The organism is Microbacterium sp. NFH-22A-Y (assembly GCF_021401375.1).
Taxonomy (GTDB): Bacteria; Actinomycetota; Actinomycetes; order Actinomycetales; family Microbacteriaceae; genus Microbacterium; species Microbacterium hominis.
This window is the reverse complement of record NZ_JACBGF010000002.1, coordinates 207,440-222,385: the sequence shown is the minus strand read 5'-3', so window position 1 is coordinate 222,385 and position 14,946 is coordinate 207,440. Positions and strand designations below refer to the sequence as shown.

At 72.5% G+C, this 14,946-nt stretch carries 7 protein-coding genes; 6 read left to right on the top strand and 1 reads right to left on the bottom strand.

The window, feature by feature from the left end:
* Positions 1-130: 130 nt before the first annotated feature.
* Entirely contained in the window at positions 131-7,336 is a 7,206-nt protein-coding gene (locus L0965_RS07045) for a DUF5979 domain-containing protein (protein WP_234057966.1), read from the bottom strand.
* 273 nt (positions 7,337-7,609) lie between these two features.
* On the opposite strand from L0965_RS07045, the gene argG reads away from it, so the two are divergent.
* From argG to L0965_RS07015, 6 genes are all read left to right on the top strand, one after another.
* Positions 7,610-9,052: an argininosuccinate synthase gene (gene argG, locus L0965_RS07040; RefSeq protein WP_061782382.1), complete on the top strand. Its 1,443-nt coding sequence runs from the start codon at positions 7,610-7,612 to the stop codon at positions 9,050-9,052.
* Positions 9,053-9,408: 356 nt separating this feature from the next.
* Positions 9,409-10,032: a TetR/AcrR family transcriptional regulator gene (locus L0965_RS07035; RefSeq protein ID WP_101307071.1), complete on the top strand. Its 624-nt coding sequence runs from the start codon at positions 9,409-9,411 to the stop codon at positions 10,030-10,032.
* Positions 10,032-10,727: a hypothetical protein gene (locus L0965_RS07030; protein WP_234057965.1), complete on the top strand. Its 696-nt coding sequence runs from the start codon at positions 10,032-10,034 to the stop codon at positions 10,725-10,727. The genes L0965_RS07035 and L0965_RS07030 overlap by 1 nt, the downstream gene beginning before the upstream one ends.
* Complete coding sequence (locus tag L0965_RS07025) at positions 10,724-12,577, top strand: YhgE/Pip family protein (protein ID WP_101307073.1); 1,854 nt, start codon at positions 10,724-10,726, stop codon at positions 12,575-12,577. The genes L0965_RS07030 and L0965_RS07025 overlap by 4 nt, the downstream gene beginning before the upstream one ends.
* Before the next feature lie 242 nt (positions 12,578-12,819).
* Positions 12,820-13,386, top strand: a complete 567-nt coding sequence (locus tag L0965_RS07020) for an SRPBCC family protein (protein ID WP_101307074.1) — start codon at positions 12,820-12,822, stop codon at positions 13,384-13,386.
* Positions 13,383-14,828, top strand: a complete 1,446-nt coding sequence (locus L0965_RS07015; protein ID WP_101307075.1) for an NAD(P)/FAD-dependent oxidoreductase — start codon at positions 13,383-13,385, stop codon at positions 14,826-14,828. Before L0965_RS07020 ends, L0965_RS07015 begins: the two co-directional genes overlap by 4 nt.
* Positions 14,829-14,946: the final 118 nt, after the last annotated feature.

The following is a 14,946-nucleotide window of genomic DNA, read 5'->3' as shown; positions in this document are numbered from 1 at the left end:
CGGCCTTCTGGCGCACATCGGACGGTTGCACCGGGAATGCCGGTACACCCCATCCTATCGAGCACCCTCGACACCGCCCCGCCGCGGTCGGGCGGTGCGCACCTGGCGTACGCACCGCCCGGCCGGCGGATCAGACCTCGCGGCGACGGCGACGGGTCAGCAGGGCGATGCCCGCGAGCACGCCGCCCACGCCCAAGCCCGAGAGCGCGACGATGATCGCCGAGCTGCCGCCCGTGGCCGGCAGCGGCTTGTCGAAGCGGTTGTCGACCGCGACGGCGATCGTCGTGTCCTTGCCGATGGTCAGGGATGCCGGGTTCTTCGCCGGGGCGCCGTCGACGGTCACCGTGACCTGCGTGGCGTCACCGGTGCGCGACTCGGTGAGCACGCACTCGGCATCCGTCGGCAGGTCGGTGTAGACCACCGGCGTTCCGACGACGAGGTCGCGGACCGCTCCCCCGGGGATCGGCAGGTCGGCCCCGTACCAGGTGCAGACGAGCGTCACGCCGAACGTGTCGCCGCTGTGCGCGGCGGAGGCGGTGCCGGAGACCGTCTTGGTGACCGAGATCTGGCCGGCCGTGAACGTGTTGGCGATCGTCATCAGCTGCGGCGTCTCCCCGCCGACGAGCTCGATGGTCGCCGAGGTCCCCGTGACGGGATCGGCGTCGTCGACCGTGATGGTCGTCGCGTCGGCGTGGCCGGTGACGGTCTCGGTGACCTCGCACGTCGCCCCCACGGGGAGGTCGGCGTAGGTCGCGCGGTAGTCGTTGTCGGCCGTCAGCTGACGCTCCGACCCGCCCGGGACCTCGAGCGCGGTGACGGTGCCGTCGACGACGTAGGTGCAGACCGCGTCGACCGTGAACGGACCTGCCGCACCCGGGTTGAGCAGATTGCCCTCGCGCTCCTTGACGACGTCGAACGAGGCGAGGTCGAAGCGGTTGGTGGCCGTGACGGTCACGTCTCCGATGCCCGCGGGGTCGGTCGCGGCGACGATGGTGACCTTCCCGTCGGCGGGGTCGAGGGTCGCCTCGGTCGCACCGCCGGTGGTCAGCTCCGTCACGTCGCAGAGCGTGCCCGCCGGGTAGACCCCGAAGCTCTGGGTGTCGCCGCCGCGCAGCGAGAAGCGCTGATCGAGCAGCGTCTGGCCCTGGTAGACGCAGACCGCGGAGAAGTCGAACGCGCCGGTGCCGTACAGGTCGGCACCCGCCCCGGTGACGTCCTTGGCGACGGTGAGGCGCCCGGCGTCGTAGCCGTTGGTCACGGTGACCTCTGCGGCATCCACGCCCGGGGTGACCGTCGCGGAGCCGTCACCGGCGTCGTCGACGTTCGTGCCCGTGATCACGATGTGATCGGCGAAGAAGTCGTCGGTCTCCGTCAGCGTGCAGCTCGCACGGGCGGGGATCCGGTCCGCCGGGGCGTTCCAGGTCTCGCCGGCCGCGAGGGTGAAGGTCAGCGTGGTGGTGCCCTGCTCGTCGAACACGACCGGGCTTCCCGTCGCGCTGGTGCACGACAGCGAGAAGGTGAACGGTCCGAACGCGCCCGACGTGGCCTCGGTCTGCACCTGCTTGGTGACCGACAGTCCGGTGAACTGGTAGTCGTTCGTGATCGCCGCGATCTGGGCGACGGGGATCTCCCCCTCGGTCCCGTCCTGCGGGGCGGCCTCGGTCACGGCGACCGTGGTCGGCGACCCGGTGCGCGACGTCTCGCCGAACGCGCCGACGTCGCCCTGCTCGGTGACGGTGCAGGTCGTGCCGGCCTCGCTCAGCGGGATGCCGTCGATGCGCGCCGCATAGTCACCGGCCGCGCTCAGGGTGACGGTGGATGCCGAGCCGAGGTCGAGCGGGACCCCACCGGCGGTGCAGACGACGTCGGCGAGGAAGCTCGTCGGCGCGTACCGCGAGGCGGGGCCGGTGATCTCCTTCGTCACGCCGATCGACCCGAAGCGCAGGTGGCTGCCGACGACGGCGGGCGCGATCTTGCGGAACGTGCTCTCGGTGGTCAGCTCGTACTTGACGCCGTACTGGTTCCACGCGAACTGGTCGGTGGCCGGGACGACGGCCGACGCCCCGTCGGGACGGTCGGCCGAAGCCAGCCGGTTGACGGTGGAGAAGGTGACGTCTGCGGCCTGACCCGGGGTGAGGGCCTTCGCCGTCGTCGTGCGGAAGTCGAGGTGCACGCGGATGCCGGTGACCTTCGTCCAGTCGGTGTCGGCGGACACCGCGGTCCACTGCTCGCCGCTCTGCTCGCACACGGGTGCGGTCGTCAGCGTCGACCAGGTGTTGACGCAGACATCCGGGCTGCTGGTGACCTCGACGGTCTGGGTGGTGCCCGCGGGCGCCGCGACCTTGAGCGAGTCCGCGACGAGCTCGGGGCGCAGCGTCGACCCACGGCCGGTGCCGGAGATCAGCAGCGTGTCGCCGGGCGTCGGGAGCTGGTCGAAGACCGTCATCTCGGCGACCGGGACGGTGCCGGCGTTGACGTTGTGCAGCACCCAGTCGTCGGTGCCGTCGACCTGGGAGTTGGCGACACAGGGGGCACGGAAGTACCCCTTGCCCTGCGCGACGAGGTTCTGCTGGCAGATCGCGTCGGCGACGCCGGGCTGGTAGGCGCCCGGGAGCGAGCCGACGACACCCTTGACGGTGTACAGGTTCGAGCCCGCGACGACGCCGACGTAGTCGGTGGTGCCGCACGTCGTCGGGTCGTTCGCGAACGCGCTGGTGGTCGAGCCGCCCGGCACCGTGTTGCGGCAGGCCGTCAGCTGTTCGGCGGTCTGGATCGTCATGGTGTTCGTGGCGCGCTCGCCCTGGGCGAGACCCGGCTGCAGCTCGAGGTAGAGGCGCACCTTGAAGACCTCGCCCGGCTTCATGCGGTCACCGTCCGACGGCCACGTGAACGTGACCGTGCGGCCGTCGGGGCTGAGGCCCAGGGTGACCTGGTCGGAGAGCAGACCATCGGCCTGCTTCGTGTAGATCGGCGCCGGCGTCGCGAGGAAGTTCAGCTCCGCGGGCAGCGTGTCGGTGAGCTGCGACACCGTGAGGTATCCCGTCCCGGTGTTCTGGAACGTCAGATCGAACGGCACGGGCGAGCCGACCGAGACGAGGCGGTCGCCGTTGTTGCTCAGCTTGTTCACCGCGATCTGGTGGGTGCCCTGGGTGAGCGTGACCTGCGCAGCGGCCTGCTTGCGGCCCGAGTCGTTGCCGTCGGTGCGGGTCGACTGGGATGTCTGCGTGTTCGTCACCGTGTGGTCGAACACGACCGGGCCGCTGGCGTCGCGGTACGTGTCGCGCACCACGACGGAGAACGCGGCCGAGGCCGACCAGTTCGCCGCGGGCAGAGTGGAGGAGAACAGTCCGCCGTCGGCGCGGGTGAAGGTGAACCGCAGGCCCTGGACGGCCCCGGCCTCGACACCGGCGGGCAGCGCGGCGGTCGCCGCCGGCGCTCCGAGCACCCACGCGGCACCCGTGTACGCGTCAACCTGCACGCGATCCGCGCCCGCCGGGAGCGTCACCGCGCCCAGCGCGACGAAGTCGAAGGTGTTCCAGAAGTCCGTGGCGTCGGCCTGGTCCTCGATGACGACGACGTTCGGCGACAGCGTGCTGCGCGGGTTGGAGCCCTGGTTGGCGCCGAGGGTCACGGTGACGGGCGTCGCCTTGGCCGGCTGCGCGATCGAGGAGGGGCTGATCGACTTCGTCGGGGTGATGTTGACGTCGCCGCCCGTGAGCACGACCTTCGCGTCGGCGACGTCGCCGGTCTTCGTCGTCGGGGACAGCACCGGGTCGTAGGACTGCGCGAACACGCGGTTCGCCACATCGACGGTCTTGCCGGCAGGGAGCACCTGGGCCGCGCCGCTCGAGCGCAGCGCCGGGCGGAGCCGACTGTCGATCGTCATCGTGAACCGGTTGTCCTGGTCGATCGTCCCCGTGCCGCCGGCGCTGACGCCGCGGAACGTGACGCTCACGCCGACGACGTCGGCGAGCTGGTCCGCCGTGAAGGCGTTGACCTCGGCGATCGTGTGCGACGTCGTGGTGTAGACGCCCCCCGCGTAGTGCAGGAGCCACACGGTCGAGCCGGCGGCGTCGATCTGGCCGGGGATGGTCGCCGCGATCGAGATCTTCGTCGCGGTGAAGCGGTCCAAGGGGCTCGGGGTCCCGGCATCCGTCAGGTAGTCGGTCTGACCCGACGTGTCGAACGGGTCGGCGAACGCGGCGCTCACGTCGGACTGGCAGCCGCCGAGTGCGGTCTGGCTGCAGGTCGCCGGGTCGGTGAGGCGGATCGCACTGGCCTTGGCGGTCGAGTCGTTGCGCGCCGTCATCGTCCACTGCGACGTCGGGTAGTCCTGCGCAGGCGTGCCCTGCACCGGGGTGAAGATGGCCGACGTCGGGGATGCCGACTTGGTCACCTTGACGCCCGGGGGCTGGTTGATGATCTGGATCGTGTCGTCGTCGCGGTCGGTGACCACCGGGCCGCCGGCCAGCGGCAGCGACGAGATCTCCACCGTGTTGTCCACGACACCGGCGGTCGAGGTGTTCAGCAGGGAGGCCGCCGTGACCGGCGTGGCATCCGCGCGCGTGACGTCGCGCAGCTGCCAGGTCAGGGCGAACTGACGCTGCACGCTGCCGGAGCCGACGCCCGAGCCCGGCGCGGGAGCGAACGGGTCGAAGGCGGGACCGGTCTGGCGCGCCGCCTCGCGCGCGGCGGTGTCGGCGGCGGTCTCGTCGAGGACGAGGCGAACGGCGGTCGTCTTGGCCGACTCGTCCGCGGTGAGGGTGTAGCCGACGAAGCCGCGGCCGGAGCTCATCCAGCTGCCGCCCGGAGCGGGCACCGTGTGCCAGCTGTTGTCGAAGAACAGCTCGACGGCGGTGACCGTGTCGTACTTGAGGTACCACCCGTTGCTGTACGGGTCGGAGCTGGCCGCGATCGGGCGCACCGCGACGAGGTCGAACGCGTCGAAGACGGTGGCCTTCGGGTTCGCCGCATCCGTCGCCGGGTCGGTGATCGTCACGGGAGCGTAGCCCGACGAGACGTGCCAGCCGAGCGTGGTGTCGGCCTGCTGGCCGGACTGGGCGTTGACGAAGTCACGGTTCCAGCGCTTCTGGATGTCGGGACCCGGTCCGGGCGGGTTGTCGTCGGTCTGGATCGTTCCCGGAGCCGTGTCGCGCGCGTCGTCCGTGAGCGGCTTGCCGCCGTCGCTCACGCCGTCGACCGTCGCGACGGCCGTGTTCGTGTAGGTGGTGGGACGGTCGGGACCGGGGGTCGTGGCGCCGCCGCTGCGACGCTCGCTCTGCGCCTCGAAGACGAGGTTCGGCGTCACGTTCGTGGTGTCGGAGAACCCGGCGTCGCTGTGGAACGTGAAGCGCACCCCCTCGACATCCGACGGAGCCAGCGGTGCCAGCGCGGCCGCGACCTGCGCGGCATCCATCTCGAAGACGAACGCCTGGGCCTGGGCGGGGGCGACCGCGAGGGTCACCCACGTACCGTCCGGACGCTTGACCTCGACGGTCAGGTCGGCCGTCGCGGGGACCTGGGTCGGCGCGATGGCGGTGAGGTCGAACGCGTTCCAGAAGGCGTTCTGCGAGCCGTCCCACGCGTCCTCGACGACGATGTCGTGGATCAGCGCGCCGTCGCCCGTCGCGTCGGCGGTGGTCTGGAGCGACGCGATCACGCTGTCACCGGGGCCGACGGGCGCCCCCGGACGCACCGTCTTGTCGATCGTGACCGACACCGACGGGTCGATGATGACGAGCGTGTCGCTGTCGGTGGCTTCGGCGGTCAGCCCGTTGGGTGCCGTGACGGTCGAGGTGACGCGGTTGGTGAGGGTGAGGCTCGGCGCCCCGCCCGTCGCGTTCTCGGTGGTGTCGATCTCGAACACCGCGGATGCCGGGGCGTCGGCCTGGATGAGCGTGCCGGTGTAGACGATCTCGAACCCGCTGATCGGGGCCGAGGGGGCCGACGGGACGGCACCGTCGGCGAAGGCGACGTCCTGCGTGCCGCCGGCGGCGAGGTGGTAGACGACGGTCGCGGAGGAGGCGCCGGCCGGCCAGACGGGGGCGGCGGTGAAGCCGCCGAACGCGATGTCGGCGGTGAAGAAGTCGAGGTCCGCGATGCGCAGCTCGGCCACGGGGACGTCGCCGTTCGTGGCGGAGAGGGTCGCCGCGGCCTTCTGGCCGGCGGTGATCTGTCCCGGCTCGATGTTCTTCGTGGTCTGCACCGTGGGCATCGACGGCGTGACCGTGTAGTTCGCGGTCGCGTCCTTCGTCGCGGAGCGGCCGTGCGCGGTCGCGGTGCCGGTCGCGACGTTGTCGACGCGGTGCTCGGCCTTGGAGAGATCGGCACCCGTGTCGCGCTGCGTCGCCCGCTGCGCGAGGCCGAGGTCGAAGCGCACCTCGTCGCCCGGCGCGATGGTTCCGTCGCACGTCAGGCGGATGCCGCCGACCTGCGCGTTCGTCACGCCGTCCGGGAGGGTCAGGGTCGCCGACGGCACGCCGGCGGTCCACGTCCAGGCGGTGCCGTCGAAGACGTACGCGTCCACCTGGACGGTCGTGCAGCTGGCCGGGACGGCGACGGCCTCGAAACCGGTGAAGTCGGTGATCGTGAACGGGTTGCTCGCGTCGAGCGTCGCGGCGCCCTCGGTGGCGGCCTTCGGCTCCTGGATCACCAGCTGGTCGACGTTGACGTTGGAGGCGTTGGAGATCTTGAGCGCGATGTCGGAGTGGGCGCCGGGCTCGAACGACTGGCGGGACGGGGTCCAGGTCTTCAGGTCGTCGACGCCGATGTTCTCGGGGACGTCGATGTTGATGGTCGCGGAGCTGTCGACCGGGTTGGCGTTGGTCGCGGTGACGGCGGCCGTGTTGACGATGTCGCCGCTCTCGCCGGCGGGGTAGTCGTCGGGAACCCGCAGGCTCACGAGCATCGAGAACGTCGTGCCTGCCGACATGCCGACCCCCACCGGGGTGTCGGTGGTCTCGGTCAGATCGACCGTGACCTTGGTGTCGGCGGCGACCTTCGCCGGAGGCGTGGCGCTGCCGCCCGTCCAGGTGGCCGTGTAGGGCGTGGTGTCGGGGGTGAACCGCACGGCCTCGATGTCGAAGCCGACCAGTCCGGCGGGGAAGGCGTCGGTCAGCTGGGTGTCGAGGCAGTCCTGCTCGGAGCAGGTCACCTTGACGGTGTAGGTGAAGGTCTCACCCGGCTGCGGCGTGGGCTTGTCGACGCTCTTGTCGATCTGCAGGTAGTCGCCCGGACCGGCGGCGGCGACCGCGGCGGGGGCGACGGTGCCCACCACGCCCCCGATCGCCAGGAGAACGACCATGAGCCCCGCCAACAGCGGATGCTTCGCGGACACGACGGAAGAGCGCGCAGCGCGCATGCCAACTACCCCCAAGGTAGAGCGCCCCTGCAACCGACCCCACGTCGGTGGCCCCGATCCCACATCGGAGAGCGCACGTTGCCGACCACTATAGGACACCGGCGCCGTTTCCCGTCAACACGGCGACCCCCCGGACGACCCCCGGCTGGCCTCTCGGGCCGACCAGTCCGACAGCCCCGCGACGGGGACGGCCCGCTCCAGCCCGCCCCGTCGCAGCGGCATCGGCGGCGCTCAGTAGACTGAGGTTCCATGTCGAAGGTCCTTCAGTCCCTGCCCGTCGGCGAGCGCGTCGGCATCGCCTTCTCGGGGGGTCTCGATACCTCCGTCGCCGTCGCGTGGATGCGCGACAAGGGTGCCGTCCCCTATACGTACACCGGCGATCTCGGCCAGTACGACGAGGACGACATCGCCTCGATCCCCGGTCGCGCGCTGCAGTACGGCGCCGAGCAGTCGCGACTCATCGACTGCAAGCCGCTCATGGTCGAGGAGGGTCTGGTGGCCCTCGCCTGCGGCGCCTTCCACATCCGCTCGGGCGGACGTACCTACTTCAACACGACGCCGATCGGCCGCGCCGTCACCGGCACGCTCCTCGTGCGCGCCATGAAGGAGGACGGCGTCGACATCTGGGGCGACGGCTCGACCTACAAGGGCAACGACATCGAGCGCTTCTACCGCTACGGACTGCTCGCCAACCCCGCGCTGCGCATCTACAAGCCCTGGCTGGACGCCGATTTCGTCACGGAGCTCGGCGGGCGCAAGGAGATGAGCGAGTGGCTCGTCGCCCATGACTTCCCGTACCGCGACTCGGTCGAGAAGGCCTACTCCACCGACGCCAACATCTGGGGCGCGACGCACGAGGCGAAGACCCTCGAGCACCTCGACGTCTCGCTCGAGGTCGTCGACCCGATCATGGGCGTGCGCTTCTGGGACCCGTCCGTGGAGATCGCGACCGAAGACGTGGCGATCACGTTCGAGGCGGGCCGCCCCGTCGCCATCAACGGCGTCGAGTTCACGGATGCCGTGGCCCTCGTCCGGGAGGCGAACGCCATCGGCGGTCGCCACGGTCTGGGCATGAGCGACCAGATCGAGAACCGCATCATCGAGGCGAAGTCCCGCGGCGTCTACGAGGCGCCGGGCATGGCGCTGCTGTTCATCGCCTACGAGCGGCTGATCAACGGCATCCTCAACGAGGACACGCTGGCGACCTACCACGAGCAGGGCCGCCGCCTCGGCCGCCTCATGTACGAGGGGCGCTGGCTCGAGCCGCAGTCGTTCATGCTGCGCGAGTCGATCCAGCGCTGGGTGGGCTCGGCGATCAGCGGCACGGTCACGCTGCGCCTGCGCCGCGGCGAGGACTACACCATCCTCGACACGGTCTCGCCGAACCTCTCCTACGCCCCCGAGAAGCTCTCGATGGAGCGCGTCGGCGACGCCGCCTTCGGCCCCACCGACCGCATCGGTCAGCTCACCATGCGCAACCTCGACATCGCCGACTCGCGTGCACGCCTCGAGCAGTACGCCGGGCTGGGCCTCATCGGCGGCGCCACCGCCGAGCTCGTCGGCGAGCTGTCCTCCGGCGAGTCCGCGGGGATCACCGGCCACGCCGCACCGTTCGACGCCGCGCGCGAGCAGCTGGCCGAAGCCCTGGACGAGGCCTCGGAGTCGGCGTCCTTCGACTTCGGCGCCGACTGACCGCGCGCTCACGGCGTTTCGACTCGGCGCTGCGCGCCTCGCTCAACGACCGGCATGCCCCACCCGCACCACCCGGCCGTTGAGCGAGCACAGCGAGTCGAAACGCCCCACCGCGCACCACCCCCGGTCGTTGAGCGAGCACAGCGAGTCGAAACGCCCCACCGCGCACCACCCCCGGTCGTTGAGCGAGCGGAGCGAGTCGAAACGCCCCGCCCCGCACCCCCCGGCCGTTGAGCGAGCACAGCGAGTCGAAACGCCCCACCGCGCACCACCCGGTCGTTGAGCGAGCGGAGCGAGTCGAGACGCCTCGCTCCCCGAAACTTGCACAACCGTGTGCAAGTTAATACACTGACCCGGTGACGACCACCGCACCCCTCCGTCGGCCCCGCAAGGATGCCGCCGCCAATCGCGCCGGCATCCTGCGCGCCGCAGCGACCACCCTCGCGGTCGACCCCTCCGCCTCGATCGACCAGATCGCCCGCGCCGCGGGTTTGTCCCGGCGCGCCCTGTACGGGCACTTCGACGACCGTCAGGCGCTGCTCACCGAGCTCATCTCCGCCGGCGCCCAGCGCTTCAACGCCATCGCGTCCTCCCTCGACGAACCGCATCCGCCGCTCGCCCTCGCCCGTCTGACCGCGGCCCTGTGGGCCGAGGCCTCCCACGTGCAGGTCGCCGCCGCCCTCGCGCTCGACGAGACGCACCTCGAGCAGACGGCCACCGCCCTCGCGCCGCTGCGACGCGCTCTCGTCGCCGTCGTCCGCGCCGGGCAGGACGACGAGAGCCTCCGGGCCGACATGGCCGCACCGACCCTGGCCCGCCTCATCGAGGAGACGGCGCGCGCCGCCGTCAGCCGCATCGACGCATCGTCGCCCATCGCCGCCTCGCTGGCCGTCCGCGCCGTGCTGAGCATCGCGGGGCTGTCGTGGCGCGAGTCCGAGGCGCTGCTCAACGCCCACCCCGACGTGCTGGAGGCGAACTGATGCGCGTGCACCTCGACGAGGTCCAGAAGGGGCGGCGCGGCGAGGCCCTCGGCGCGACGAGCCTCACCTACCGCAGCGGCCGCGCCACCCTCGCGGTCGCCGAGACCGAACAGCGTCCCACCGTGCTCGGGCTCATCGCCTCGGGCCGCATGCGACCGGATGCCGGCACCGTCTCCCTCGACGATGCGGACGACCGCCGTGCCCACAACGCGCTGCGTCGCCGGGTCGCCCTGATCGACGCCCCCGATGTCAGCGAGCCGGCGCCGAACATCGCGGTGGCCGGTGTCGTCGCGGAGGAGCTGATGTTCGCCGGTCTCGCCTCCGACCCGCTCTCGGCACGGCGGTGGCTCGACGAGCACGATCTGCGCTCGTCCTCGCGTCTGCCGATCGCCGATCTCTCCCCCGCGCACCGTCTGCGCATCCTGCTCGAGCTGGCCTCGGCGCGTCCCGGCGTGGACGGCCTGGTCCTCGTCTCCCCCGACCGCCACGGCGGCGACCCCGCCCAGTGGTGGGAGCTCGCCGAGGAGTTCGCCGACCGCGGCTTCGCGGTGCTGGTCATCGCGGGCGAAGCGGCAGCCGCCGTCCTGTCCGATGCCTCGGCATCCGCCCCTCAGCATCCGTCGAGCGCCCGCGTCCTCAAGCCCAGTCGCGTGCGCCTGCGCCCCACCACCCCCCTCGCCGGAGGCCACCGATGAAGATCCCCGCCATGATCGCTGCCGAGCTGCGGCGCCTGACGGCGACGCGGATGTCGGTGCTCGCGCTCGTCGCCCTCATGCTCGTGCCCGTCCTCTACGGCGGCCTCTACCTGTGGGCCAACCAGGACCCGTACGGCCACTTCTCCGAGGTTCCGGTCGCGCTCGTCGACCTCGACGAGGGGTCGGGCAGCGGCGCCGACGCGGCCCAGTACGGCAGTCAGGTCTCGCAGCAGCTCATCGACGGTCACGCGTTCGACTGGCGCGCGCTGAGCGAGGCGGATGCCGCGACCGCCCTCCACGATGGCACGGTCGACTTCATCGTGACGATCCCCTCCGACTTCTCCGCCGCGCTGGTCTCCTCCGGCGGATCGGCCCCGCGGCAGGCGACGATCGGCTTGCAGACCAACGACGCCAACAACTACCTCGCCTCGACCATCGGAACGCAGGCCGTGGAGAAGATCCGCCGGTCGGTCGCGGAGCTCGTCGGGCAGGAGGCCGCCTCGCGTCTGCTCACGGGGCTCAGCGACATCCGCGCGCAGCTCGTCCAGGCCACCGACGGCGCGACGACCCTCACCGACGGCGCCCAGCAGGTCGCGGACGGCAGCACGACGCTGGCGCAGGGCACCGCGACCCTGGCGACCGGTGCCGCGACGCTCACGGGCGGCGCCACCCAGGTCGCCGACGGAGCGGCCCAGGTGGCCGAAGGCGCCGCCCAGGTCGCCGACGGGACGGCGACCCTCGACGGGTACGCCGACCGGGCCGCCGCCGCGGGGCAGGACGTCGTGGACAGCCTGCCGCAGGCGCGCGCCGACATCGCCGCGCTCTTGGCCCAGCAGGGCGTCGACCAGGCGACCATCGACCGCGTCCTCGCCTCGCTCGATCCCGTCGGGGATGCCGCGCGCACCGGCAACGCGCGCCTCCAGTCGGCGGTCGCGCAGGTCGACCGCCTCGCCGCCGGCGCGGCACAGGTGGCTTCCGGTGCCGCCCAGGTCTCGTCCGGAGCCGCCCAGGTGGCGTCGGGCGCCGGGGCGCTCACCGACGGGGCGAACCAGGCGGCGACGGGAGCGGCGACGCTCTCGTCGGGCGCCGGTCAGGTGGCCTCGGGTGCGGCGCAGCTGCGCGACGGGCTCGCCTCGGGCGTGCAGGCCATTCCCGACACGGATGCCGCGACCCGCGACGCCCAGGCCAAGGTGATCTCCGACCCGGTGGCCGTCGACTCGAGCGCGCAGACCTCGGCCGGCGACTACGGCGCGGGCCTCGCGCCGTTCTTCGCGGCGCTGGCCGGATGGATCGGCATCTACGCGCTCTTCCTCATCGTGAAGCCGATCTCGCGCCGCGCCGTGACGGCGCTGCGCTCCCCGATCCGCGTGACGATCGCCGGCTGGCTGACGCCGGCGCTGCTGGGCAGCGTCGGGATGGTCGCCCTGTTCGCGGTGCTGTCGTTCACCCTCGGCTTCCGTTTCGCCAACCCGCTCGGCACCCTCGGCATCCTGATGCTGGCGTCGTTCACGTACGCGGCCATCATCCTCGCGCTGAACGTGTGGCTCGGGTCGGTCGGCCAGTTCGTGGGTCTGGTGATGATGGTGCTCCAGCTGGTGACCGCGGGCGGCACGTTCCCGTGGCAGACGCTTCCGGCGCCGCTCGCCGCGCTGCACCACATCCTGCCGATGGGCTACGTCGTCGACGCCATGCGCCAGCTGATGTACGGCGGCGACCTCGCCCGGGTGAGCACCGACATCGGCGTGCTGCTGCTGTGGCTCGGCGGGGCGCTTGCACTGTCGGCGGTGGGCGTCACCCGGATGACGCACCGCCGGACGCTGCGCGACCTGCAGCCGAGCCTCATCGGCTAGCCCCGCCCGCGCCGGTCGGGCGCCGGGCGTCCGCTGCCGTCTTCAGTCTGGATGGGGGCGCATCCCTCCCGGAACCCCGGAATTCCGGGCGTCGCGCCCGGCGGCACCGGCCGGGAGACTGAATACGGAACACCGGACCCCCACCCGCAGCCCCGGCCGGGCGACGCGGCGAGACGGCCTGTCAAGGCCCCTCGCCCCGCGGCGTTCCCGCCTACGATCGGAAGGGACCCGGAGGAGACCCCATGGCGACCGCCAGTGTCCGACTGTTCGACTGCACCCCCGACGACGTGTTCGCCGTGCTGGGCGACGGCTGGGTGTATCCGGCCTGGGTGGTGGGCGCCTCGCGCATGCGCGCCGTCGACCCCGAGTGGCCCGCGGAGGGCGCCCACATCCACCACTCCCTGGGCGCGTGGCCCGTGCTGGTCGACGACGACACGCAGATCGTCGAGTGGTCGCCCCCGCGGCGCCTGCGCCTGCGGGCCAAGGCGGGCCCGTTCGGACGCGCCGTCGTGGTCATCGAGGTGCGGCCCCGCGGGGAGGGCTGCGTCGTGCGTCTGGCGGAGGAGCCGGTCGGCGGCGCGGGACGCCTGCCCCGGTTCCTGTGGGCGCCGTTGCTGCACCTGCGCAACGAGGAGACGATCCGGAGGCTGCGCTACCTGTCGGAGGGCCGTCGTCGCGAACGCGACGCCGCGCAGACCTCCGCGCGACCGGCCGTGCCCGACCCGGCCGGCGGCACCCCCGATGCGGATGCCGTGGCCGACGCCGCCGAGGCGACGGATGCGCACGACGCGGCGGCGGGAGCGGCGTGACCGACGTCGAGGTGGTCGGCTCGGGACCCAACGGCCTCGCCGCGGCGGTCACGCTCGCGCGCGCCGGACTCTCGGTGCGGGTGTTCGAGCGGATGCCGCAGTGGGGCGGCGGTGCCCGCACGGCGGAGACCGTCGCCCCCGGTTTCCGGCACGACACGTGCTCGGCGGTGCATCCGCTGGCGGTGGCATCCCCCTTCTTCCGCGCGTTCGGCCTCGCCCGGCGCATCCCGTTCGTCACCCCGGAGATCTCGTTCGCCCACCCGCTCGGCGCGGCGGACGGGGGGTCCGGGATCGCCTACCGCGACCTCGACCGGACGGTGGCGGAGCTCGGACGCGACGGCGCCGCGTATCGACGGCTCCTCGGCCCGCTCGCCGCCCGCGCACGCGAAGTCGCGCGGTTCACGGGATCACCGCTGCTGCGCGTGCCGCCGCATCCCGTCGTCGCCGCGCGGTTCGGGATGCGGGCGCTGCAGCAGGGCAGCCCCCTCTGGAATGCGGGCTTCGCGGAGCGGGTGGCACCGGCGATGATGACGGGCGTCGCGGCGCACGCGATCGCCCCGCAGCCCAGTCCGGTCGCGGCGGCCGCGGGTCTCGCCCTGCAGGCGCATGCGCATGCCGCCGGATGGCCCCTTCCGGTCGGCGGCTCCCAGGCGATCTCCGATGCCCTCGCGGACGATCTCCGCGCGCACGGCGGTGAGATCGTCACCGATCACGAGGTGACCTCGCTCGACGAGCTCACCGCCGCGGCGGTCGTGCTCGACGTGACCCCGCGCGCGCTGATCCGACTCGCCGGGCACCGGATGCCGGCCGGCTACCGGAGCCGCCTGGAGCGCTTCCGGTACGGCAGCGGGTCGGCGAAGGTGCAGTTCGCGCTGTCGGGGCCCGTCCCCTGGGCCGACGAGCGCATCGCGCGCGCCGGCACCGTGCACATCGGCGGCACGCGCGAGCGCATCGCCGCGGGCGAGCGGGAGGTGCTGGCGGGGCGGCACGCGGCATCCCCGTACGTGCTCGTGGCGCAGCCGTCGGTGTTCGACTCCACCCGCGCCCCGGCCGGGCAGCACGCGCTCTGGGCGTACACCCACGTCCCGACGGGTTCGACGGTGGATCAGACGGAGGCCGTCACTCGCGCGATCGAAGAGGTGGCCCCCGGGTTCCGCGACGTCATCCTCGCCTCGCGCGGCACGACCGCCGCCGAGCTCGCTCTCGACAACCCCAACTACGTGGGCGGCGACATCGCCGCCGGCGCCGCGACGCTCCCGCAACTGCTGGCCCGCCCCGTCCTGAGCGCGGACCCGTGGCGGACGCCGCTGCCCGGCGTGTACCTCTGCGGAGCCTCCACCGTGCCGGGCCCGGGCGTCCACGGCCAGTCGGGATGGTTCGCGGCCCGCAGCGTGCTGCGCCACGAGTTCGGCATCGCGCGGACACCGTCCCTCGCCCCCTGACCGCGCCGGCGCGCGGGCGGGGAGGATGTCGGGGCCGGGCCGGTCACCCCCCAGTTCCGCGCCCGGCTCCCGACCCTTCGAGTGTGACGCGTCGGGAGGCCGCCGCGTCGTCCGTCCA

Excerpts from the sequence above, each read along its gene's own strand:
- argG (WP_061782382.1), top strand. The coding sequence starts at position 7,610 with ATGTCGAAGGTCCTTCAGTCCCTGCCCGTCGGCGAGCGCGTCGGCATC.
- L0965_RS07025 (WP_101307073.1), top strand. The coding sequence starts at position 10,724 with ATGAAGATCCCCGCCATGATCGCTGCCGAGCTGCGGCGCCTGACGGCG.
- L0965_RS07020 (WP_101307074.1), top strand. The coding sequence starts at position 12,820 with ATGGCGACCGCCAGTGTCCGACTGTTCGACTGCACCCCCGACGACGTG.
- L0965_RS07030 (WP_234057965.1), top strand. The coding sequence starts at position 10,032 with ATGCGCGTGCACCTCGACGAGGTCCAGAAGGGGCGGCGCGGCGAGGCC.